Annotated in this window: 17 protein-coding genes; 8 read left to right on the top strand and 9 right to left on the bottom strand. The window is 63.6% G+C overall.

Annotation, left to right across the window (positions count from 1 at the left end):
• Positions 1–70: 70 nt before the first annotated feature.
• From cmk to mtnA, 7 genes are all read right to left on the bottom strand, one after another.
• Entirely contained in the window at positions 71–760 is a 690-nt protein-coding gene (cmk, locus tag P5703_RS08300; RefSeq protein ID WP_011913458.1) for a (d)CMP kinase, read from the bottom strand.
• Positions 757–2,985, bottom strand: a complete 2,229-nt coding sequence (locus tag P5703_RS08295; protein WP_095461330.1) for a bifunctional prephenate dehydrogenase/3-phosphoshikimate 1-carboxyvinyltransferase — start codon at positions 2,983–2,985, stop codon at positions 757–759. The genes cmk and P5703_RS08295 overlap by 4 nt, the downstream gene beginning before the upstream one ends.
• Positions 2,986–2,996: 11 nt before the next feature.
• Positions 2,997–4,106, bottom strand: coding sequence for a histidinol-phosphate transaminase (hisC, locus tag P5703_RS08290; RefSeq protein WP_045158578.1), 1,110 nt, complete (start codon positions 4,104–4,106; stop codon positions 2,997–2,999).
• Positions 4,107–4,187: 81 nt separating this feature from the next.
• The gene (gene pheA, locus P5703_RS08285) at positions 4,188–5,285 is read right to left on the bottom strand and encodes a prephenate dehydratase (RefSeq protein WP_011913461.1); all 1,098 of its coding nucleotides are present in this window, start codon (positions 5,283–5,285) and stop codon (positions 4,188–4,190) included.
• Positions 5,285–6,370, bottom strand: a complete 1,086-nt coding sequence (gene serC, locus P5703_RS08280) for a 3-phosphoserine/phosphohydroxythreonine transaminase (RefSeq protein ID WP_084903527.1) — start codon at positions 6,368–6,370, stop codon at positions 5,285–5,287. The genes pheA and serC overlap by 1 nt, the downstream gene beginning before the upstream one ends.
• A 119-nt stretch (positions 6,371–6,489) precedes the next feature.
• Positions 6,490–9,297, bottom strand: coding sequence for a DNA gyrase subunit A (gyrA, locus tag P5703_RS08275; RefSeq protein WP_285586089.1), 2,808 nt, complete (start codon positions 9,295–9,297; stop codon positions 6,490–6,492).
• Between the two features lie 211 nt (positions 9,298–9,508).
• Positions 9,509–10,585 (bottom strand): S-methyl-5-thioribose-1-phosphate isomerase, encoded by a 1,077-nt coding sequence (gene mtnA / locus P5703_RS08270; RefSeq protein ID WP_125460542.1) that lies wholly within the window; start codon positions 10,583–10,585, stop codon positions 9,509–9,511.
• Positions 10,586–10,926: 341 nt separating this feature from the next.
• On the opposite strand from mtnA, the gene imuA reads away from it, so the two are divergent.
• The 4 genes from imuA to P5703_RS08250 all read left to right on the top strand — a co-directional run bounded on the left by imuA (position 10,927) and on the right by P5703_RS08250 (position 17,783).
• Positions 10,927–11,544, top strand: coding sequence for a translesion DNA synthesis-associated protein ImuA (imuA, locus tag P5703_RS08265; protein ID WP_019406884.1), 618 nt, complete (start codon positions 10,927–10,929; stop codon positions 11,542–11,544).
• Positions 11,545–11,552: 8 nt separating this feature from the next.
• A complete protein-coding gene (locus tag P5703_RS08260) occupies positions 11,553–12,965 on the top strand; it encodes a Y-family DNA polymerase (RefSeq protein WP_265662123.1) in 1,413 nt (470 codons plus the stop codon).
• Entirely contained in the window at positions 12,962–16,042 is a 3,081-nt protein-coding gene (locus tag P5703_RS08255) for an error-prone DNA polymerase (RefSeq protein WP_285586086.1), read from the top strand. Before P5703_RS08260 ends, P5703_RS08255 begins: the two co-directional genes overlap by 4 nt.
• 313 nt (positions 16,043–16,355) lie before the next feature.
• Positions 16,356–17,783, top strand: a complete 1,428-nt coding sequence (locus P5703_RS08250) for a hypothetical protein (protein ID WP_111482033.1) — start codon at positions 16,356–16,358, stop codon at positions 17,781–17,783.
• Positions 17,784–17,923: 140 nt separating this feature from the next.
• Here P5703_RS08250 and P5703_RS08245 read toward each other — a convergent pair whose 3' ends face one another.
• Positions 17,924–18,208 carry a DUF5710 domain-containing protein gene (locus tag P5703_RS08245; protein ID WP_256068777.1) on the bottom strand — a complete coding sequence of 95 codons (285 nt, stop codon included), beginning with the start codon at positions 18,206–18,208 and terminating at the stop codon, positions 17,924–17,926.
• A gap of 102 nt (positions 18,209–18,310) precedes the next feature.
• On the opposite strand from P5703_RS08245, the gene P5703_RS08240 reads away from it, so the two are divergent.
• The 4 genes from P5703_RS08240 to tcyN all read left to right on the top strand — a co-directional run bounded on the left by P5703_RS08240 (position 18,311) and on the right by tcyN (position 21,637).
• A complete protein-coding gene (locus tag P5703_RS08240) occupies positions 18,311–19,315 on the top strand; it encodes a D-cysteine desulfhydrase (protein ID WP_279648466.1) in 1,005 nt (334 codons plus the stop codon).
• 104 nt (positions 19,316–19,419) lie between these two features.
• Positions 19,420–20,214: a cystine ABC transporter substrate-binding protein gene (gene tcyJ, locus P5703_RS08235; protein ID WP_265662424.1), complete on the top strand. Its 795-nt coding sequence runs from the start codon at positions 19,420–19,422 to the stop codon at positions 20,212–20,214.
• Positions 20,211–20,879, top strand: a complete 669-nt coding sequence (tcyL, locus tag P5703_RS08230) for a cystine ABC transporter permease (RefSeq protein ID WP_014596854.1) — start codon at positions 20,211–20,213, stop codon at positions 20,877–20,879. Before tcyJ ends, tcyL begins: the two co-directional genes overlap by 4 nt.
• Positions 20,879–21,637 (top strand): L-cystine ABC transporter ATP-binding protein TcyN, encoded by a 759-nt coding sequence (gene tcyN, locus P5703_RS08225; protein WP_265662422.1) that lies wholly within the window; start codon positions 20,879–20,881, stop codon positions 21,635–21,637. The genes tcyL and tcyN overlap by 1 nt, the downstream gene beginning before the upstream one ends.
• Positions 21,638–21,865: 228 nt before the next feature.
• Here the strand turns inward: tcyN and P5703_RS08220 are convergent, their stop codons facing one another.
• A complete protein-coding gene (locus tag P5703_RS08220; RefSeq protein WP_265662421.1) occupies positions 21,866–22,834 on the bottom strand; it encodes an LLM class oxidoreductase in 969 nt (322 codons plus the stop codon).
• Positions 22,835–23,007: the final 173 nt, after the last annotated feature.

Genomic DNA, 23,007 nt, shown 5'->3' with positions numbered 1-23,007 from the left:
TAACGGCTCGAGGCGCGCCTACCGGCTGCGCTGACCTCGAAGTCCGTTTGGCCGCCTTTCGGCGTTCCGATCATCCAGCCAAGTCGCGATCGGCGACTTCGCTCAGAATCCTTTGCAGCACTTCTTCGATGGAAAGTGTAGTGGAATCGAGCTGAATGGCATCTTCTGCCGGCTTCAACGGTGCCACCGCACGCTGGGTATCGCGCTCGTCGCGCTCCCGAATCTCCTCAAGAAGACTCGCGAGATTAACATCATCACCACGCGCCTTCAACTGCAAGTAGCGTCTGCGCGCACGTTCTTCCGCACTTGCAGTGAGGAAGATCTTCAGCGGCGCATCGGGGAACACGACGGTTCCCATGTCGCGCCCGTCGGCAACCAGGCCGGGGGCCTCGCGAAAGGCCTTCTGCCGTTGCAACAGCGCGGTCCGAACCACCGGCAACGCCGCGACCTGGGAAGCACCCGCACCGACGGTCTCGTTGCGAATGGCCTCGGTGACGTCCTCGCCTTCCAGAATGATGACCATGCCATGCCCATCGCGGGCAGCGCCGAATTGCACATCCAGATGCTCGGCAAGTACCTTCAGGGCTTCCTCGTTGGTCAGATCGACGCCGTGATTACGCGCAGCGAATGCCAGCAGACGGTACAGGGCGCCGGAGTCGAGAAAATTCCAGCCGAGCTTGCCCGCGAGCAGCGCAGCAACGGTTCCCTTGCCCGAGCCGCTAGGCCCGTCGATGGTGATGACTGGTACAGGCTTGATCATGAGGCGCCCTCCGCCTGAACCTGCATCCCGGCCCGCTGAGCCAGGTCCAGGAAATTGGGGAACGAGGTCGCCACGTTCGCGCAATCGTGGATGCGGATCGGACCGCTGGCGCGCAGCGCAGCGACGCTGAACGACATGGCGATACGATGATCACCGTGGGCCCAGACTTCACCGGAACCGATCATGCCACCCTCGATGACGATGCCGTCGGGTGTCGGTTCCGCCTTGATACCCAGCGTCTGCAGCCCGTCGGCCATGACCTGGATACGATCCGACTCCTTGACGCGCAGCTCCTCGGCACCGCGCAAGGTGGTGCGACCCTGGGCGCATGCCGCGGCAACGAAGAGCACAGGAAACTCGTCGATGGCCAGCGGCACCAGGTCTTCGGGAATGTCGATACCCTTGAGCTGCGCACCACGCACGCGGATATCGGCGACAGGCTCGCCGCCCACCTCGCGAAGGTTCTCCAGAGTGATATCGCCGCCCATCAGCTTGAGGATGTCGATCACACCGGTACGAGTCGGGTTGACCCCTACATGCTCGAGCACGATCTCCGAGCCCGGCGCAATGCTGGCCGCGACCATGAAGAAGGCCGCCGAGGAGATATCCGCCGGCACCTCGATATGGGTGCCACGCAGCTTGTGCCCCGGCTCGACGATCGCGGTGCGTCCTTCGACCGTTACCGGGTAGCCGAAACCGCGCAGCATCCGCTCGGTGTGATCACGAGTCGGTGCAGGCTCGGTGATGGAGGTCTGGTCGGCGGCATACAGCCCGGCCAGCAGCAGACAGGATTTGACCTGTGCGCTGGCCATCGGCATGTCGTAGTGCATACCGGACAGACGCTGGCCGCCACGAATGGTCAGCGGCGGACGACCTTCGGCAGCCGTCTCGATGACCGCGCCCATCTCGCGCAGCGGCTTGGCGACGCGATTCATCGGGCGCTTGGACAGCGAGGCATCGCCGGTAAGGGTGGTATCGAACGGCTGCGCCGCGAGCAAGCCGGACAACAGGCGCATGGAGGTGCCGGAGTTACCCAGATAGATCGGGCCAGGCGGCGGCTTCAGACCATGCAGGCCAACGCCATGGACGGTCACCCGCCCCTGCTGCGGGCCTTCGATGACCACACCCATGTCACGGAACGCCTGAATCGTGGCGAGGGCGTCTTCACCTTCGAGAAAACCCTCAACTTCGGTGGTCCCTTCCGCCAGGGAACCCAGCATGATCGAACGATGCGAAATGGATTTGTCGCCTGGGACACGCAGATGGCCGGTCAGGCTGCCGCCAGGGTTGGCGAGGAAAACGAGGTCATTGGAATGCATAACGTCCACATAGGCTCGGCGAGCCAGTATTTTGCTGAAATGTTCCCGGGCAGCCCGGGCGCGCGTGAACACGCCCAACAACCTGTGCCCGTCTCCTTCATCGACCGCGGCGCGCAGGGCGTCGAGGTCGGCCCGAAAATCATCCAGGGTATGCAGCACGGCCTCGCGATTGGCGAGGAAGATGTCGTGCCACATCACCGGGTCGCTACCGGCAATACGGGTGAAATCACGAAACCCACCCGCCGCGTAACGGAAGATCTCGAGATTCTCATGGCGCTTGGCGAGCGAATCAACCAGACCGAAGGCCAACAGGTGCGGCAGGTGACTAGTGGCGGCCAGCACCTCGTCGTGGTGCGCCACGTCCATGTGCTCGACATCGGCACCGAGCGCCGCCCAAAGCCGGGTCACCAGCGCAAGCGCCTGCGGATCGGTGTTCTTCAGCGGAGTCAGTATGACCTTGTGGCGGCGGAACAGCGTGCTCTTGGCCGCCGTGACACCACTGAGCTCCGATCCGGCGATGGGATGGCCGGGAACGAAACGCGACGGCATCTCGCCGAACACGTTACGCGCGCAGCGCACCACATTGCCCTTGGCGCTGCCGACATCGGTGATCACGGCGGAGCCCAGGTCGAGCTTCGCCAGCTCGCCGAGCAGTCGTTCCAGGGCGAGGATGGGTGTGGCGAGCTGAATAACGTCGGCGTCACGGCAGGCTTCGGCCAGCGTGTCGGCACAGCGATCCACCACGCCCAGTTCGACCGCCAGTTCACGCGAGCGGGCGTCCAGATCGAAGCCGACCACCTCGCGGCTAAGGCCGGACTCACGCAGCCCCTTGGCAAACGAACCGCCAATCAACCCGAGCCCGATCACTACCAGGCGATCGATGACAGGTGCGGCTCGTTGTTCCACGGCGGCTGGGCTCACTGCTGCAGTACCTGCGCCAGCACGTCCAGAAAGCGTGCATTCTCACGCTCGGTACCAATGGAAACCCGCAGGAATGTCGGCATTCCGTAACCGGCTACCGGCCGCACGATCACACCCTCGCGCAAGAGTGCCTGATTGATCGGTGCAGCATCGCGGGCAAAATCCACCGCAATGAAATTGCCCCGCGAGGGAATCCACTCCAACCCCAACTGGCGGAAGCCGCGCTCCAGCTGAGCCATCCCGGCGTCGTTCACCCGGCGGCTGGCTGCCAGATAATCGACGTCATCCAGCGCCGCGCAGGCGGCGGCCAGCGCCAGGCTGTTCACATTGAAGGGCTGGCGAACGCGGTTCAACACGTCGGCGATCACCGGCGAGCTGATGGCGTAGCCGACGCGCAGGGCCGCCAGGCCATAGGCCTTGGAGAAGGTGCGCGAAACCAGCAGATTGGGATAGTCGGCGAGGTAGGCCAGCCCATCAGGCAGCTCCTGACCTTCGGCGTACTCGATATAGGCCTCGTCCAGCACCACCAGTACATGGGCTGGCACGCGCGCGAGGAAAGTACCCAACGCAGCGGCATCGAACCAGGTCCCGGTGGGGTTGTTGGGGTTGGCGACAAAGACGACCCGGGTGTTCTCGTCGATGGCATCGGCCATCGCGTCGAGATCGTGCCCCCAGTTCTTCGCCGCGACAGCACGCCCCTCGGCGCCGACGGCCTGGGTCGCGATCGGATAGACGGCGAAGGCGTGTTCGCTGAACACCGCGTTGAGCCCCGGTGCCAGATAGGCACGGGCGACCAGCTCGAGGATGTCGTTGGAACCATTGCCTAGCGTGACCTGGTGGACACCCACCGAATAACGCTGGGCAAGGCGCTGCTTGAGCACGAAGCCGTTACCGTCGGGGTAGCGGGTCAACTCGGAAAGCTCGGCCTGGATCGCTGCCAGCGCCTTCGGGCTGGGCCCCAGAGGGTTCTCATTGCTGGCCAGCTTGACGATTCCGGCGGGGTCCAGCTTCAACTCGCGCGCCAGCTCATCGACCGGCTTGCCTGGTACGTAAGGCGACAGCTTCTGCACGCCCGGCTGCGCCAGGGCAAGGAAATCACAACTCATTGGTTAGGCCTCAGGCTGCAGGCTCAGGCGGCAGGCACAAGCCTGTCGCCTGCCACCTGCTCCTGAAGCCCGGAGCCGCAATTAAAGTACTGCCTTGGGGTAGGAACCCAGCACCTTCAGCGCCACGGCTTCCTGGCCAATCTTCTCCAGCACGTCCTTGATCAGCGGATCCTGGTGGTGGCCGAGGAAGTCGATGAAGAACACATAGGTCCACTTGCCGCTGCGCGACGGCCGCGTCTCGATCCGGGTAAGGTCGATGCCATTGGTGTGGAACGGCACCAGCAGCTCGTGCAGCGCACCCGGCTTGTTGCGCATCGAGACAATGATCGACGTCTTGTCGTCGCCGGTCGGCGGCACTTCCTGGTTACCGATGATGAGGAAGCGGGTGGAGTTGTCCGGGCGGTCTTCGATCTTCTCCGCCAGCTTGGTCAGGCCGTACAGCTGGGCCGCCATGTCGCCGGCAATGGCGGCCGAGTTCCACTCGCTCTTGACCCGCTTGGCCGCATCCGCATTGCTGGAAACCGCCACCCGCTCGACGTTCGGATAATGCGCATCGAGCCACTTGCGACACTGCGCCAGCGATTGGGCATGGGAATAGATGCGCGTAATGCGATCGGTCTTGGTGGTTTCGCCCACCAGCAGATGATGGTGGATGCGCAGCTCCACCTCGCCACAGATAACGATGTCGTGCTCGAGGAAGCTGTCCAGCGTGTGGTTGACCGCGCCTTCGGTGGAGTTCTCCACCGGCACCACGCCGAAGTTCACCGCACCGGCGACCACTTCGCGGAACACCTCATCGATCGCCGCCATCGGGGTGCTGATCACCGCATGGCCGAAATGCTTGAGCGCGGCGGCCTGAGAGAACGTCCCTTCCGGCCCCAGATAGGCCACGCGCAGCGGCTGCTCGAGCGCCAGGCAGGAGGACATGATCTCGCGGAACAGTCGGGCCATCTCTTCATTGTCGAGCGGCCCACGATTGAGTTCCATGATGTGTTTGAGCACCCAGGCTTCGCGTTCCGGGCGGTAGAACACCGCCGACTCGCCCTCGGCCAGCGCAGCGGTCTTGACCCGGGCCACTTCCTGGGCGCAGCGGGCGCGCTCGCTGATCAGCTCGAGAATACGCTCGTCGAGACTGTCGATTCGAACCCGCAGCGCCTTCAGCTGATCGGCGTCGCTCATCAGCCGTGCTCCTTCTCGAACTCGGCCATGTAGGCCACCAGCGCCTCGACCGCATCCAGGCCGACAGCGTTGTAGATCGAGGCGCGCATGCCGCCCACGGAGCGATGACCTTTCAGGTTCAGCAGTCCACGCGCGTCGGCACCAGCCAGGAAGGCCTTGTCCAGGCGCTCATCGGCCAGGCGGAACGGCACGTTCATCCACGAGCGCGCGTTGACGGCGATCGGGTTGGTGTAGAAATCGCTGGCATCGATTGCGCCGTAGAGCATGTCCTTCTTCGCGCGATTGCGCTTTTCCATCGCCTCGACGCCGCCCTGCTCCTTCAGCCACTCGAAAACCAGCCCCGAGAGATACCAGGAGAAGGTCGCCGGGGTGTTGTACATCGAGCCATTGTCGGCGGCGATCTTGTAATCAAGCATGGTCGGGCAGACGGAGCGTGCGTGGCCGAGCAGGTCCTCACGGACGATGACCACCACCAGCCCGGACGGGCCGATGTTCTTCTGCGCTCCGGCATAGATCAGGCCGAACTTCGATACGTCGATCGGCCGCGAAAGGATGTCCGACGACATGTCAACGACCAGTGGAGTATCGCCCAGCTCCGGTACCCAATCGAACTGCAGGCCGCCGATGGTCTCGTTGCTGGCGTAGTGCAAATAGGCCGCGCCATCGCTCAGCTGCCAGTCGTTCTGTCCGGGAATCGCGAAGTAGTCGTAAGGCTTGGCAGTCGCCGCGATGTTCACGTGCCCGAAACGACGGGCCTCCTCGATCGCCTTGCGCGACCAGATACCGGTATCGACATAGTCGGCCACGCCACCCTCGGGCAGCAGGTTCAGCGGAATCTCGGCGAACTGCTGGCTGGCCCCGCCCTGCAGGAACAGCACCTTGTAGTTCGACGGAATCGCCAGCAGATCGCGCAGATCCTGCTCCGCCTTTTCGGCGATGGCAGTGTAATCGTCGCTGCGATGGCTCATTTCCATGACCGACAGGCCCTTGCCATGCCAGTCGAGAAGCTCCGCCTGGGCGCGCTGAAGGACGGCTTCGGGAAGCGCAGCCGGACCGGCACAGAAGTTAAAGGCGCGTTTGCTCACTGCTGTTCTCTCGCTCTTGCTCGATATTGAATCCCGGGCTCGGCGGCCGGTTTCTTTACCGACCGCCTCGCTACCGTCTGCCCGGTGTGCTGCTTTCTATCGGATGGCGTTATCGCCAATCAGTCTTCGTCGTCGGTCGGCACCACGTCCGGCGACACATCGCCGCCACCGCCAAGCAATTCGTCTTCGCTCGGCTCGGTACTGATGACCGGCATTTCCTTCTCGAGGGCATCGTCATCGAGCAGCGCCTCGATGTCTTCCAGCACCTCTTCCTCGGACGGCTCCTGCACCCGCTCCAGACCGACCAGGTGTTCGCCTTTGCTCAGCTTGATCAGCGTGACGCCCTGGGTGTTGCGACCCAGCGAGGAGACTTCGTCGACGCGGGTCCGCACGAGCGTGCCCTGGTCGGAGATCAGCATGATCTCCTCGCCCTCGAGCACCTGTACGGCACCGACCAGCGGACCGTTGCGCTCGTTGGTCACCATGGCGATGACGCCCTGGCCACCACGACCGCGGCGCGGGAACTCTTCCATCGCCGTGCGCTTGCCATAACCGCGCACCGAGGCGGTGAGGATCTGCGCGTCGGGCTCCGGAATCAGCATCGAGATGATCCGCTGCCCTTCCGGCAGACGCATGCCACGCACACCGCGGGCATTGCGGCCCATGATGCGAACCTTGCTTTCCTTGAAGCGGATGACCTTACCGCCGTCGGAGAACATCATCACTTCCTGGGCACCATCGGTCACGGCAGCGGCGATCAGAGTGTCGCCCTCCTCCAGCTTCAGTGCGATGAGACCGGAAGTACGAGGCCGACTGAACTGCACCAGCGGTGTCTTCTTGACCGTCCCCTTGGCCGTCGCCATGAAGATGTAGGCACCGGTGGGTTCGTCCTTCTCATCGCTGTCGTCGTCGCCCTCGACATCGTCGACGTCGTCATGCTCGATCACCAGACCTTCGGCGTCGACCAACTCCTCGTCACCCTCGGCAGCCTGCTTGCGCAGGGCCTCGAGATCGACCTGCAGCATGGCGGTGATGCGCTCGCCCTCGTCCAGCGGCAACAGGTTGACCAGCGGACGCCCACGCGAGGTGCGCGAGGCCTCGGGAATCTCGTAGGTCTTCAACCAGTAGACCTTGCCCTTGCTGGAGAACAGCAGCAGGGTGGTATGACTGTTGGCGACCAGCAGGTGCTCGACGTAGTCCTCTTCCTTCACCCCTGTCGCGGCCTTGCCACGGCCACCGCGGCGCTGCGCCTGATAGGCGGCCAGCGGCTGGGATTTGGCATAGCCACCATGGGAGATGGTGACGACGCGCTCTTCTTCGGTGATCAGGTCGGCCAGGGTCAGATCCAGACGGGACTCGAGGATCTCGGTGCGCCGCGCATCGCCGAAGTCGCGCTTCACGCCCTCGAGCTCCTCGCGGATGACTTCCATCAGCCGCACCGGATTGGTCAGGATACGGATCAGCTCACCGATCTGGGTGAGGATTTCCTGGTACTCGGCGAGCAGCTTCTCGTGCTCGAGACCGGTCAGGCGGTGCAGACGCAGGTCGAGGATCGCCTGGGCCTGCTCCGGCGAGAGGAAATACTTGCCGTCGCGCAGACCATACTGCGGGTCCAGATTCTCCGGACGGCAGGCGTCTGCCCCGGCGCGCTCGACCATCGCCTCGACCGCGCTCGACTCCCAGGCCGTGGAGATCAGCGCATCCTTGGCTTCGGCCGGCGTCGGCGAGGCCTTGATCAGGGCAATCACCGGATCGATGTTGGACAGCGCAACTGCCTGGCCTTCAAGGATGTGCCCGCGCTCGCGCGCCTTGCGCAGTTCGTACACGGTACGCCGGGTGACGACTTCGCGGCGGTGACGGACGAAGGCTTCCAGCAGTTCCTTGAGGTTCAGCGTGCGCGGCTGGCCATCGACCAGCGCCACCACGTTGATGCCGAACACGCTCTGCAGCTGGGTCTGGGCATAGAGGTTGTTGAGGATCACCTCCGGCACTTCGCCACGACGCAGCTCGATGACCACACGCATGCCGTCCTTGTCGGACTCGTCACGCAGCTCGGTGATGCCTTCGATCTTCTTCTCTTTCACTAGCTCGGCGATCTTCTCGATCAGCCGCGCCTTGTTCAGCTGATACGGCAGCTCGGTGATGACGATCTGCTGACGGCCGCCGACCTTGTCGATGTCCTCGATATCGGCGCGCGCACGGATATAAATGCGGCCACGACCGGTGCGATAGGCCTCGATGATGCCGGCGCGACCGTTGATGATGCCCGCGGTGGGGAAGTCGGGGCCGGGAATGAACTGCATCAGCTCATCGATGGTGATATCGGCGTTGTCGATCAGAGCCAGGCAACCATCGATGACTTCGCCCAGGTTGTGCGGCGGAATGTTGGTGGCCATGCCGACCGCGATACCGCTGGAACCGTTGACCAGCAGGTTGGGGATCTTGGTCGGCATGACTGCCGGAATCTGCTCGGTGCCATCATAGTTGGGCACCCAGTCGACGGTTTCCTTGTCCAGGTCGGCCAGCAGCTCGTGCGCCAGCTTGGCCATGCGCACTTCGGTGTAACGCATTGCCGCGGCACTGTCGCCATCGACCGAGCCGAAGTTGCCTTGACCGTCGACCAGCATGTAGCGCAGCGAGAACGGCTGCGCCATACGCACGATGGTGTCGTACACCGCGGAGTCGCCGTGCGGGTGGTACTTACCGATCACGTCACCGACCACACGGGCGGATTTCTTGTACGGCTTGTTCCAGTCGTTGCCCAGCTCGCTCATGGCGTAAAGCACGCGACGGTGCACCGGTTTCAGGCCATCGCGCGCGTCCGGCAGCGCACGGCCGATGATCACGCTCATGGCGTAATCAAGGTAGGACTGCTTGAGCTCGTCTTCGATATTGACCGGGAGGATTTCTTTGGCCAGTTCGCCCATGGAAGCCTGGTTCCTTATAGTCAGCAGGGTCCTGCGATAAGCGCGGGATGGTAACACAGACGGCGGCCATAAGCTGAGCCTTGCGCACAGCAAAACCGAGCCAGCGAGCCTTGCGGAATAACCTGGAGCCCCTCAGGCAGGAGCCTCGCAGAGCTTGCCGAGCGAAGGACATGCGCAGCCATCGAGATGGCGCGCAAGGTCGGCAGCGATTTCAGTGCAACCGCTTGCGGTTCATCAATTCGGTCATCTTCGCGGCGTTCGGGCGCTCGACCACCCCCTTCTCGGTGACAATGGCATCGATGAGATCGGCCGGCGTCACGTCGAACACGGGATTGAAAACTTCGATCTCGGCGGCAAAACGCTGGCCATTGACCTCCAGCAGCTCGCTGCCGGCACGCTCCTCGAGGAGGATCTCGTCACCGCTTTCCAGAGCCATGTCGATGGTCGAACTGGGCGCCACCACCATGAAACGCACACCGTGATGCATCGCCAGCACCGCAAGCTGGTAGGTGCCGATCTTGTTCGCCACATCGCCGTTGGCGGTGATGCGATCCGCCCCGACGATCACCCAGGAAATACCGCGCGACTTCATCAGATGGGCGGCCGCCGAATCGACGTTCAACGTGGCCGGCACGCCATCGCCCAGCAGCTCCCAGGCAGTCAGGCGAGAACCCTGCAGCCAGGGGCGGGTTTCGTCCACGTAGACGCGCTCCACCAGCCCGTCGAGATGCGCCGCGCGGATGACACCGAGCGCGGTGCCGAAACCGCCGGTCGCCAGGGCACCGGTGTTGCAGTGAGTAAGCAGGTTCTGCGGATTGCCTTGATGGCGACGAATGAGGTCGACACCGAACTGCGCCATGGCCAGATTGGCCTCCCGATCGCTCTCATGTATCGAGATGGCCTGGGCCTCCAGCGCCGCGCAAGGATCCTCGCCTGGCTTGAGGCGTTCGAGACGTTCGCGCATCTGATTCAGCGCCCAGAACAGATTGACCGCCGTGGGACGCGATGCGGCAAGGATCGTGGCGTCTTCCTCCAGCGCCTGCCGCCAATCACCACCGGCCGCCATGCGCGTACGAGCAGCCAGGACCAGCGCATAGGCCGCACTGATGCCGATGGCAGGCGCGCCGCGCACGACCATGTCGCGAATGGCGTCAGCGACCGCAGCGGCAGAATCGCAACTGTGCCAGACCTCTTCGGTCGGCAGCTTGCGCTGATCGAGCAGGCTCAGGCGATCGCCATGCCACTCGATCGACTTCACCTTTTCCGCAGCCAGCAGGCGCTCACGCACGGTATTTCCCTCGTTCAGCTTCGTCGAAGCAGGACCCATGATGCGCCCCGCACAGCAAAGAAAAAGCCCGGATCGCGGGCGAACCGGGCTTCTATATCAAATATGACCGGGAAACAGCGGTGCGACGCCTCGGCCGTCGCAACCCGGGCGCGAATGCTAATGCACTGATTTTCCAAGCACAAGCAACGCTATTGATACCTAGGTCATGTCAGTTCCAATCGAATAGCGGCGCGCGCCCTGACGCCAGATCGCCGAATGCGCGCGCCTATCCGGGTCAGCTTGACCAGTGCATGACAGCCTAATACTGTATCTATATACAGTAATTTTTGGATGTTTTTTTCATGTCTTCCGTGGTCGCCCTTGACCGCCTGCTGGATGCTCGCCGCATCTGGCGTGGCCAGTCCGTTGCATCTCCTACGGCGGCCCAACCGACCGGACATGCCATGCTGGATGCGCTCTTGCCCGCTGGCGGCTGGCCGGATTCGGCACTCAGCGAAATCCTTTTCGCAGCCCCGGGGATCGGCGAGCTACGCCTGCTGTGGCCGACGCTCGCCAGGCTGACCAGCGCAGGCGAACGTGTCGTGCTGGTCGCCCCGCCCCATCGTCCCTGCCCCCAGGCCTGGCTTGCGGCTGGAGTGGATCTGCGCCATCTGGTCATCGTCCAGGCCAAGGACCGCGATGCCTTGTGGAGCGCCGAACAGTGCCTGCGCTCCGGCAGTTGCGCCGCCGTGCTGTGCTGGCCGCGACAGGCCGACGACCGCGCCCTGCGACGTCTGCAGATAGCCGCCGAAACCGGCCAGACCCTGGCCTTTGCCTATCGCCCGCTGCGCGAAGCGGAAAACCCGTCGCCTGCGGCATTGCGCCTGACCCTGGAAGCACAGCCGGTGCAGCTGCGTGTCATCAAGTGCCGCGGCGGCCTGGCTCCGGCCCGGCCGCTACCAGCCAGCGCCTGGCAATAGGTGCGACGATGCTCTGGGCCTGCATTCTGCTGCCGCAACTGGCCATGGACGGCATCCTGCGCCACCGCGACGATGCCGCCGCACCACTCGTTCTGCTCGCCGGCCCGCCACAGCGCCGCGTGTTGCAGGCCGTCAACGCGGCCGCCCGCAAGCTCGGCCTCAAGCCAGGGCAATCGCTGGTCGCAGCCCAGGCATTGACCCACGACTTCGTCACCGCCGATTACGACCCGCTGATGATCGAACGCTGGCAGCAGTTCCTGGCCGCCTGGGGTTACGGCTACAGTGCCCAGGTCAGCCTGCACTACCCGCGCTGCTTGCTGCTGGAGGTGCATTCCAGTCTCGGCCTGTTCGGCCCCTGGCCACGATTCGAGAAGCGTCTGCGCGACGAGCTCACGGCCCTGGGCTTCCGCCACCGCATCACCCTGGCACCCAACCCGGCGGCCGCGCGCATCCTCGCCAATGCCCACGACGGGCTGGCCGTGACCGATACGGCCGCGCTGCATCAGGCGCTCGGGGTACTGCCGATCGAGCGCCTCGGCCTGCCCCGCGAAGTCAGCACATCGCTGGTACGCATGGGCCTGCGCCATCTTCATCAAATGCTCGCCCTGCCGCGCGACAGCCTGGCCAGACGCTTTCCGGCCGAAGTGCTGGCCCAGCTCGACACCCTGCTCGGGCATCGGCCGCTGCCTCTGGAGTTCTACCGCCCGCCGGATGTCTTCGACACCCGCATCGAACTAAATTTCGAGGTCGAGTCCCACCAGGCTCTGCTGTTTCCATTGCGCAGACTGACCGCCGACCTGGCCGCCTTTCTCGCCGGGCGGGACAGCGGCGTCCAGCGTTTCAGTCTGTACCTGGAACATCGCACCCTGCCCGACAGCGAGGTGCCGGTCGGCCTGCTCAGTACCGAACGCGAGCCCGCCATGCTGTTCGAACTCACCCGTGGTCGCCTCGAGCACCTGCAACTGCCGGCCCCCGTCCTGGCCGTGCGTCTGCTGGCTCGTGATCTGCCAGCCTTCACGCCGGCCCATCAGGCCTTGTTCGACGAGCGCCCGCAGCAGAATGTGCCCTGGGAGCAACTGCGCGAACGCCTCCGCGCCCGACTAGGCGACAATGCCGTAGTCTCGCTGAGCGCACGAGCGGACCACCGCCCGGAATGCGCCTGGCGGGAAAGCAGCCTCGCCCACACCGAACCCTTGCCCCAAGCAGGTTTGCGCCCCGGCTGGCTGCTGAACACCCCGCAGCCCTTGCGCGAAGAGGGTCTGCTCACCCTGGCTGGCCCCGAGCGCATCGAGTCCGGCTGGTGGGATGGTGCCGACGCGCGGCGCGACTACTATCGGGTGCAAACCACTACCGGCCAACAGGGTTGGGCGTTTCGCGCCCTTACCGGCGGGCCGCTGCTGCTGCACGGCTGGTTCGCATGAACGCCGAATACGCCGAGCTGCACTGCCTGTCCAACTTCAGCTTCCAGCGGGGTGCATCCAGCGCGCGCGAACTCTTCGAGCGCGCCAAGCGCCAGGGCTATGACGCTCTGGCGATCACCGACGAATGCAGCCTGGCCGGTATCGTGCGCGCCTGGCAGGCCTCGAAGGACACCGGTCTGCCGCTGATCATCGGCAGCGAGGTGCAGATCGAGGGCGGGCCCAAACTGGTCTTGCTGGTGGAGAACCTGACCGGCTACCAGGCCTTGTGCCAGCTGATCACCCGTGCCCGCCGAAGGGCCGAGAAAGGTCGTTACCAGGCGCTGCGCGAAGACCTGAGCGAGGGATCGCTAGAGGGACTGCTGGCGATCTGGCTGCCCGGTCACGCCGGCGCCGACACCGACGGTCGATGGCTGCTCGAGCGTTTTCGCGAGCGGCTGTGGCTCGGCATCGAACTGCATCGAGGGCCGGACGACACGCTGCAGCTGCGGCAATCCCTGACCCAGGCTTCACGCCTGGGCATACCCGCCGTGGCCTGTGGCGACGTGCACATGCATGCCCGCGGTCGACGGGCATTGCAGGACTGCATGACCGCCATCCGCCACCATCTGCCGGTCGCCGAGGCCGGATGCCACCTCTTTCCCAATGGCGAACGCCACCTGCGGTCGCGCGAGGAGCTGGCCCAGCTCTATCCGGCCGCACTGCTCAGCGAAACCCTTCGCATCAGTCAGCGCTGTCATTTCCAGCTCGACCAGCTGAAATATCACTACCCCCACGAACTGGTCCCGCCTGGACATGACTCCACCTCATGGTTGCGCAAGCTGGTCGAGGATGGCGCACGCTGGCGCTGGCCGGACGGCATCCCGGAAAAGGCCCGCGCGCAGCTCGAACATGAACTGGCGCTGATCGGCGACCTGCATTACGAAAGCTATTTCCTGACCGTGCATGACATCGTTCGCTTCGCCCGCGAGCGGGGCATTCTCTGCCAGGGTCGGGGCTCGGCGGCCAATTCGAGCGTCTGCTTCGTACTGGGCATCACCGAACTCGACCCGGTGCGCAGCAAACTGTTGTTCGAGCGTTTCCTCTCCCGCGAGCGCAACGAGCCACCCGATATCGACGTGGATTTCGAGCACGACCGCCGCGAGGAGGTCATCCAGTACGTCTTTCAGCGCTACGGGCGTAATCGCGCCGCCCTCACCGCCGTCGCCAGCAGCTACCGCGCCACCGGCGCCCTGCGGGATGTCGCCAAGGCGCTGGGCCTGCCGCCGGACCAGATCAACGCCCTGGCCGGCTGCTGTGGACGCTGGAGTGAGCACATACCCGACGACTCGCGACTGCGCGAGGCCGGCTTCGACCCGGACAATCCGATTCTGCGCCGGGTCCTGGTGCTGACCGATGCGCTTATCGGCTTTCCCCGTCACCTGTCCCAGCACCCTGGCGGCTTCGTGATCTCCGAACAGCCGCTCGACACCCTGGTGCCGATCGAGAATGCCAGCATGGCCGACCGCACGGTGATCCAGTGGGACAAGGACGACCTCGATGCGGTCGGTCTGCTCAAGGTCGACGTGCTGGCATTGGGCATGCTCAGCGCGATACGTCGCTGTTTCGACCTGATCGAACACTATCGCGGCACGCGCTGGACCATCGCCACGCTGCCCGCGGAGGACAAGCCCACCTACGAGATGATCAGTCGGGCCGATACGATCGGCGTGTTCCAGATCGAATCACGTGCACAGATGGCCATGCTGCCACGCCTGCGCCCGAAGACCTTCTACGACCTGGTCATCCAGGTCGCCATCGTCCGCCCCGGACCGATCCAGGGCGACATGGTGCATCCCTACCTGCGCCGACGTAACAAGGAAGAAGAGGTGGATTACCCGTCCGAAGAACTGAAACCGGTGTTCGAGCGCACCCTTGGCGTGCCCCTTTTTCAGGAACAGGTGATGGAACTGGCGATCGTGGCGGCCGAATACACTCCAGACGAGGCCGACAAGCTGCGCCGTGCCATGGCCGCCTGGAAGCGTCACGGCAGCCTGGAACCCCACCGCGTGCGACTGACCGAGCGAATGCTCGCCAAAGGCTACCAGCCCGATTTCATCGCGCGGATCTTCGAGCAGATCAAAGGGTTCGGCAGCTACGGTTTTCCCGAATCACACGCGGCGAGTTTTGCCCTGCTCACCTATGCCAGCTGCTGGCTGAAACGCCACGAGCCGGCTGCATTTGCCTGCGCCCTGATCAACAGCTGGCCGATGGGCTTCTACAACCCTGACCAGATTCTCCAGGACGCCCGTCGCCACCGGCTGGAAATCCGCCCGGTGGACGTTCGCCACAGCGGCTGGGATTGCAGCCTCGAGCCAAGCCGCCAGGCACAGCCGGCCATCCGCCTGGGGCTACGCATGGTGCGCGGCTTTCGGGAAGCCGATGCCCAGCGCATCGAAGCCGCACGCCAACGCCAGCCATTCACAGATATCCATGACCTGTGCCTTCGCGCCGAGCTCGAACCGCGTGCGCGCGAGCAGCTCGCCGATGCCGGCGCCCTCCGCGGCCTGGCCGGCCATCGCCATCGAGCGCGCTGGGCCGTTGCCGGAATCGAACCACAGCTACCGCTGTTCGCCAGCCTGCCCGCACCGGAGGAAACCTCCATCAACCTGCCATTGCCTTCGGTGGGTGAAGACCTTTTCAACGACTACGCGACCCTTGGCACGACGCTGGGGCCGCATCCTTTGCTCCTGCTACGAGATGAGCTCAAGGCCCGGCGCTGCCGCAGTTCTCGGGAACTGGGCACGATCGAGCATGGCCGCCCGGTCAGCGTTGCCGGCCTGGTGATCGGCCGACAACGCCCACAGACCGCCAGCGGTGTCATCTTCGTCACCCTGGAGGACGAGTTCGGCATGGTCAATGTGGTGGTCTGGCGCGACCTGGCCGAGCGCCAGAGGCGACCCTTGCTCCAGTCTCAACTGCTTCGTGTGGATGGCCATCTGGAGTCGGCCAGCGGCGTACGACATCTCATCGCCGGCCGCCTGAGCGACCTCACGCCCCTGCTCACAGGGCTCGATGTGCGTAGCCGCGATTTTCAGTGATCGAGCGGCCCCGTCAGCAAGCCGGAGAGGAGGCGCATGGCGGGAACAAGGTATTACTTCTCCGATGCCTCGAATGAAGACCCGCCGTGGTGAACGTCAACAAAGCAGCGGCGGCTAGCGGCGCTCCCAACAGCGCTGCCGGCTTTTATATATGAGCGTGTGGAGCCTGCCTTGAATCCGGGCGACCGCCATCCGCCCATTTCTAACTAATCACTTACAAGCCGATAGCAGGTCAGCGCCCTGCCCGCCACTTGGCGTACCTCCCAGCGGAAGCTTGGTAAGCTGGCGGCGTTCCACGGTCATTGGGGGTTCCGTGTTTTCACTCAAGCGCAAAGGTGATTTCCGTCTGCAGCTGACCCGCACGCTGAAGCAGCCTGGACGGCACAAGATCGAGCTGTATCTGTTCACTCCGCACGAAAGCAACCTGTCGGCATGGACCCTGTCGGAAGAGCAGTTTTTCTTTACTACCCTGACGCACAGTTTCGGGCTGCTGGGCATGCCATCGAAGGACCGCATCAGCAAGGCCGATCAATCCTTCGTACTGCTCTCTCCGCACTACGAAATCATGTATGGCTCCTGGTTCTTCCAGTATCAGGCTTCAATGGAGCGGCTGCGCCAGCAGATGCTCACGTCCGGGGCTGTGGCAGAGCCCATAGCGCGTGCCCTGCGGCTTAGTCAGAACTTTGCGCAACGTTTGCGCAAATCCAACCCGAAGCAGAGCAATCAGCAGCGCTACTTCCGTCAGATGGACATCTATTTCTCATGGCATGCCGAGCAATTCCTGCTGGAAAGCATGACCCTAGAGGGCTACGCGGCCATCGATGAAGAGCTCAAGCAATCGGTGGCGGAATTCCTGCGGCAGGAACGTAGATACCGCAAGGAGCGCGAGTACCTGAGCGACTTCCACGGAACCCCGACACGGATATGGAACCGCATGGCGCTGTATCACCGGCTGCTGGAGTATCCGGTGATGTTGCGCTCGAAGGTCACGGAGCTGGGGGCCGGCACCCACAAGCTGGTCAAGGCGATGTCGACGATGCTGATCATGTCGTTCTTCACGTACTTCCTGTTCAACGCGCGCGGCGCCAGCGAGAAACTCTCGCTCACCCTTCTGCTGGTGATCGCGCTGGTCTATGCCGTTCGCGATCTGCTGCGCGACGACATGATCACGGCCATCACCCGCAGACTGCGCAAAGGCAAGCCGCGCTGGAAGATTCGCTTGCTGATGCCCTACACCCGCAAGGTACTCGCGCAGCAACGGGTCTGGCTCGACTATCGCAAGCTGCCCGATCTGCCACCGTTAGTTCGAGAACACTCGGGCAAGTGGGCGACCAACGAGGAGCGGCAAATCATCTGCTATCGCGTGCTGATGACCCTGGACAAGGCAGCACTGGAGCACGACGAGATTCGGGAGCGACTCACGCTGGATTGCGAACAGCTTTGCGCAATGATCCAGGCGAGCCACAACAAGCTGTTCGCCCAGACTGAAGGCGATGACTCCGCTAGCGACGACAACAAAGGTTCAGTCCAGGCCCACCCCATCGAGAAGCAGCACGACTACAACCTGTTGCTGTTGCACACCAATCCGGGCGAGTACTTTCCATCGGCCCAGCGGTGGCGCCTGAGGCTTGGCACCAACGGCATCGTGCAATGCGAAAGCAAGAAGGCCCACTGGCCTGAACCACCAGAGCTACGCCACTCCGCCTGGCATCGACTGAGCCGCCTGTGGCGACGGGGATGAACCCATTGCCGCCCGACTGAGCACGTCAGTGAGCAACGCGAACGGCGATCGGACAGGTTCCGTAGTCTCCGCATCAAAGCAGCAATATGAGGTGCGCCCCTGAACCCGGGCGACCAGTCGCCGATTTCTTAACTAATCGGTCAACAAGCCCATAGCGCACCATCGCCGTGCACCGCTTCGGACAGAGGCTGTCTCAAGGTTGGCGCCGTTTCGTTGCCTTCGGGCACGTACCAGACTTTTGCTTGTGGATCCCAGCGGGCCCCAAGCGCTTTAGCCTCGTCCTTCTCCGCAAACGGAACCTTCAAGTCAACGCGAGCCACACGGGTTCTCCTGCGACGGGTGAGTCTGACCTCGCTTCGCCGGGCTCTGGTGTAGCGACCGAAGAATAACAAGGCTGCACCGAGGCCTGTGAAGCCGGCTGACATGCGTGGCGATGCGCGGCCTGCCAGCATCCGCCCATATCGCCTTGCTGCACCTTCAGATTGCCTTCTACAGTGATGATTCGACCCTGTTCAGAAGCTTGCCCGATGCTCACCGACGCCCTCGCCCGCTTCCCGCGCCTTGAATTGATTACCACCCCCACGCCCCTGGAACACTTGCCGCGGCTGTCGCGTCATCTAGGCCGTGATATCTGGATCAAGCGCGACGACCTCACCCCGCTGGCCCTCGGTGGCAACAAGGCGCGCAAGCTCGAATACCTCGGCGCCGACGCCCTGGCTCTGGGCGCCGATGTGCTGGTAACCGCCGGTGCCATCCAATCCAACCATGTGCGCCAGACCGCAGCCCTGGCGGCCAGACAGGGTCTTGGCTGCCTGGCGCTGCTGGAGAATCCGCTGGGCACAAACGAGGACAACTACCTGGGCAATGGCAACCGCCTGCTGCTCGACCTGTTCGGCAGCGAGGTCGAAGCGGTCGCCAACCTGGATAACGCCGATGAGTTGCTGCAGGCGGCGGCCCAGCGTCTGCGCAGCGCTGGGCGCAAACCCTACCTGGTGCCTATCGGTGGCTCCAATGCGCTTGGTGCGTTGGGCTATGTACGCGCCGGCCTGGAGCTGGCCGAGCAGATGCATGGCGCGGGCGAGGATTTTGCCGCCGTGGCCCTCGCGTCCGGCAGCGCCGGAACCCACAGCGGCCTGGCGCTGGCGCTGGCGCATGCCCGGCCGAGCAGCCGGGTGGTCGGGGTCACGGTATCGCGGCCACAGGCGACACAGCGGCCCAAGGTCGAGGAGCTGCTGCAGCGCACCGCCGAGCTGCTCGGCGCCCAGGTTCCAGCGGGATTGCAGGTCGAACTGTGGGACCAGTATTTCGCCCCGCGCTACGGTGAACCGAATGCCGCCACTCTGGCCGCGATCCGCCTGCTGGCCGAACACGAAGGCGTGCTGCTCGATCCGGTTTATACCGGTAAGGCCTTCGCCGGCCTGCTCGACGGGCTGGCCCGGAGCGCCTTCCCCGGAACGGGCCCGCTGCTGTTTCTGCACACTGGTGGTGCCCCGGCATTGTTCGCCTATTATCCATGGGCACTGGGTGCATAACGCCATATTCCTTTAGCGTTGATTCTGATGCTTTCTAATTATTTTCTCGAATAAATGTCCGTCGTTAGAGTTGTGTGACCTTTCCGTTCCCCTGGAGGCCTGCCATGACGTTTGCGATCCTGCGTAGCCATTTCCTGCTCGGCAGTCTGAGCCTGCTGCTCGGAAGCCTGTTGATGCCGGTATTCGCGGCCGATCTGTTGGATGAGATCAACTCCAACGGCACCCTCGAGGTCGGCCTCGAAGGCACCTACCCGCCCTTCAACTACCAGGACGAAAGCGGTGAGCCGACCGGTTTCGAGGTGGACTTCGCCAATGCGCTGGCAGGGGAGCTGGGGGTCAGGGCCGAGTTCCAGCCGACCAAGTGGGACGGCATCCTCGCCGCCCTGGAATCCAAGCGCCTGGACGTGGTGATCAACCAGGTGACCATTTCCGAGGAGCGCAAGCAGAAATACGACTTCTCCACGCCCTACACCGTCTCCGGCATCCAGGCCCTCACCCGCAAGGCCGATGCGGACGGCATCAAGCGTCCGACCGACCTCGCCGGCAAGAAGGTCGGGGTTGGCCTTGGCACCAACTACGAGCAGTGGCTGAAGGAGAACGTGCCTCAGGCCGATATCCGCACCTATGACGATGACCCGACCAAGTTCCAGGACCTCGCCGTCGGCCGCATCGACGTGATCCTGGTCGACCGACTGGCCGCCTTCGAGATGGTCGAGAAAACCGGCAATCGCCTGGCGGTGGCCGGTGAAGCCTTCTCCCGCCAGGAGTCCGGCGTTGCCCTGCGCAAGGGCAACCCGCAGCTGCTCGCCGCCATTAACGAAGCCATAGCCAAGCTGCGCGCCGACGGCACGCTCAAAGAGCTATCGGAGAAGTGGTTCGGGGCTGACGTCACGCAATGATCGAGGGCAGCCTGCAGCTGGTTCTGGACTCCCTGCCCTTCCTGCTCAAGGGCGCGTGGTGGACCGTGGTGCTGAGCCTGGGTGGGATGTTCTTCGGCCTGCTGCTGGGCTTCGGTCTGGCGCTGCTGCGGCTGTACGCGTTCTGGCCGCTGCAGTGGCTGGCGAGGGTCTATGTTTCGTTCTTCCGCGGCACGCCGCTGCTGGTGCAGCTGTTCATGATCTATTACGGACTGCCGCAACTGGGCATCCAGCTCGACCCGCTGCCGGCGGCGCTGATCGGTTTCTCGCTGAACATGGCGGCCTACACCGCGGAGATTCTGCGCGCCGCCATCGCCTCCATCGACCGTGGCCAGTGGGAGGCGGCAGCCAGCATCGGCATGGGCCGCGCGCAGACCCTGTACCGGGCCATCCTGCCGCAGGCCGCACGCACCGCCCTGCCCCCGCTGGGGAACAGCTTCATCTCGCTGGTCAAGGACACCGCCTTGGCTGCCACCATCCAGGTGCCGGAGCTGTTCCGCCAGGCGCAGCTGATCACCGCGCGCACGTTCGAGATCTTCACCATGTACCTGGCCGCTGCGCTCATCTACTGGTTGCTGGCCAGCGTGCTGGCGTACTTCCAGGGACGCCTGGAACACAGGGTCAACCGCCACGAGCAGGACGCCTGATGATCACCGTGCGCAACCTGAGAAAATCCTTCAATGGCCAGGAGGTGCTCAAGGGCATCGACCTGGACATCGCCCCCGGCGAGGTGCTGGCGATCATCGGCCCCAGCGGTTCGGGCAAGACCACCCTGCTGCGCTGTCTGAATTTGCTGGAGCAACCCAGCGGCGGCCATATCAGCGTCGGTGCGATCCACATCGACGCAGACCGGCCGCTCAAGGCACAGCAGGGGCTGATCCGCGAGCTGCGCCAGCACGTCGGCTTCGTGTTCCAGAACTTCAACCTGTTCCCCCATCGGACCGCCCTCGAGAACGTCATCGAAGGCCCGGTGCAGGTGAAGAAGGAGCCTCGCGGCGAGGCCATCGAGCGCGGCCGGGCACTGCTGGCCAAGGTCGGCCTGGAGGGCAAGGAAGATGCGTATCCCAGGCGCCTCTCCGGCGGTCAGCAACAGCGCGTGGCGATTGCCCGCGCGCTCGCGATGCAGCCCGACGTGATCCTGTTTGACGAACCCACCTCGGCGCTCGATCCGGAACTGGTCGGCGAGGTGCTCGCCACCATCCGCGGACTGGCCGAGGAAAAGCGCACCATGGTCATCGTCACTCATGAGATGAGCTTTGCCCGCGACGTGGCCGACAGGGCAATCTTCATCGACGGCGGGGTGATCGTCGAACAGGGTGACGCCAGACAGCTGCTCAGTGCACCGCAGCACGAACGCACGCGACAGTTTTTGAGCAAGTTCATTGGCGGCAACCACGTGAACTAGATCGCCCGATTGCCAGTGCCTTCGCCGCTTTGCGATCGGCTTGCCCGGTCTGGTTCATCTTCTGCCATCTCTCGTCTGGGATCATCTTTCCGGGTACTCCGCTGAGCCATCGGCGTGACTCGGCTGGAATGCCCTTTTCCCTTCAACGCCGCCTCGATCGTAGCAATGCCGATTTTGCGCATGAGAAAAAGCTGAAGCGAATTGTGTAGCTCGCCAGACTCTTGTCGCTCATGTTGACAGGACGAAGTTCGGTAGAACGAACTGGCCGAGCTCTTCGATAACCTCGCTCGCGGGGCGCTGGCCGTATTTCAGATTGACGATCACATGGTTAACCCCGATCTCCTGCAAACTTTCCAGCAACGAGATCAGGTGATATCGCCCTAGTTGATAGCCCAGGTGGATCGGGCGAGGTGGTGTCTGCGGGTTATCCGTCAGGTCGATGTATAGCGACTGGGTGAAGGGTTTGAACAGCTCACCGCATTCGGTACGAACCGCAGCGCGCCAGTTCTCGACAACCAGCGCCTGCGTCTTCGGGGGGCGCGGATAACTGATCCAGCCATGACTGTAGCGGGCGATCCAATCCAGCGTCTGGCGGCTATGGCCGGTGACAAAGAAAGGTATTTCCGCCGTGGTCGGCTTGGGAATCAGATCTGCGCCTTCAAGCGTGCCGCCGGACCAGGTCAAAGGCACGAAACTGCTGCGCTGAACCTCGCGAAATACCTGAAGGTATTCGCGGAACAGGCTGTCACGTTGTTCCGGGTCGACACCGAACGCGGGAAACTCCACCGGCCGGTCACCGGAAGCCACGCCGAGTAACAGGCGGCCACCGCTGAGCTGATCGACACTGGTTGCGGCCTTGGCGGTGTGTAGGGGATTGCGGATTGGCAGGATGATCGAGGCGGTACCCAGCGCAATCGAGCGCGTGTGTGCCGCCATATAACCCAGGTAGACCCAAGGATCGAAAACCTGGCCCGAATCACCGAAACTGGGGTCACGTAGCGGCACGTCGCGAAACCAGAGAGCAGAGAAACCCAGCTTGTCGGCACGTTGGGCCAGGCTCGCCTGGTCGAGCATGCTCGGCGTATCACCGGCAAAGGCTTCGAGAGGGAAGAAAAGCCCCAGGGTCAGGCGGCCTTGGCGGTATGTGCGCTGAAAGCCAGGTTGTTGCTGATAGGGAATGGAATTCGGAGTGAACATGCGCCCTCCTACTTATTCAAAAGATGTTGAGGAGCTGAGAGAAATCCTTGCGAGCGGATATCAAATCAGCGTTTTCAAGGCCACTTGGAACTTCGCGCAGGGCGTTTGTGATGGTCCAGGGACGATGCGTTGCGAGGTCACCCGTTGCCCCTGCTGCAAGGCAGCGATACAGG

Origin of the sequence: Stutzerimonas sp. FeSN7, from assembly GCF_030263795.1 — a bacterium.
Taxonomy (GTDB): domain Bacteria; phylum Pseudomonadota; class Gammaproteobacteria; order Pseudomonadales; family Pseudomonadaceae; genus Stutzerimonas; species Stutzerimonas stutzeri.
Note: the sequence above shows the minus strand (reverse complement) of the source record. Positions and strands in the feature narration are given on the sequence as shown.

What these genes read in the sequence shown, in the direction of transcription:
- cmk (WP_011913458.1), bottom strand. Translation starts at nt 760, where the DNA reads ATGATCAAGCCTGTACCAGTCATCACCATCGACGGGCCTAGCGGCTCG.
- hisC (WP_045158578.1), bottom strand. Translation starts at nt 4,106, where the DNA reads ATGAGTTGTGATTTCCTTGCCCTGGCGCAGCCGGGCGTGCAGAAGCTG.
- pheA (WP_011913461.1), bottom strand. Translation starts at nt 5,285, where the DNA reads ATGAGCGACGCCGATCAGCTGAAGGCGCTGCGGGTTCGAATCGACAGT.
- gyrA (WP_285586089.1), bottom strand. Translation starts at nt 9,297, where the DNA reads ATGGGCGAACTGGCCAAAGAAATCCTCCCGGTCAATATCGAAGACGAG.
- imuA (WP_019406884.1), top strand. Translation starts at nt 10,927, where the DNA reads ATGTCTTCCGTGGTCGCCCTTGACCGCCTGCTGGATGCTCGCCGCATC.
- P5703_RS08260 (WP_265662123.1), top strand. Translation starts at nt 11,553, where the DNA reads ATGCTCTGGGCCTGCATTCTGCTGCCGCAACTGGCCATGGACGGCATC.
- P5703_RS08255 (WP_285586086.1), top strand. Translation starts at nt 12,962, where the DNA reads ATGAACGCCGAATACGCCGAGCTGCACTGCCTGTCCAACTTCAGCTTC.
- P5703_RS08245 (WP_256068777.1), bottom strand. Translation starts at nt 18,208, where the DNA reads ATGTCAGCCGGCTTCACAGGCCTCGGTGCAGCCTTGTTATTCTTCGGT.
- P5703_RS08240 (WP_279648466.1), top strand. Translation starts at nt 18,311, where the DNA reads ATGCTCACCGACGCCCTCGCCCGCTTCCCGCGCCTTGAATTGATTACC.
- tcyJ (WP_265662424.1), top strand. Translation starts at nt 19,420, where the DNA reads ATGACGTTTGCGATCCTGCGTAGCCATTTCCTGCTCGGCAGTCTGAGC.
- tcyL (WP_014596854.1), top strand. Translation starts at nt 20,211, where the DNA reads ATGATCGAGGGCAGCCTGCAGCTGGTTCTGGACTCCCTGCCCTTCCTG.
- tcyN (WP_265662422.1), top strand. Translation starts at nt 20,879, where the DNA reads ATGATCACCGTGCGCAACCTGAGAAAATCCTTCAATGGCCAGGAGGTG.
- P5703_RS08220 (WP_265662421.1), bottom strand. Translation starts at nt 22,834, where the DNA reads ATGTTCACTCCGAATTCCATTCCCTATCAGCAACAACCTGGCTTTCAG.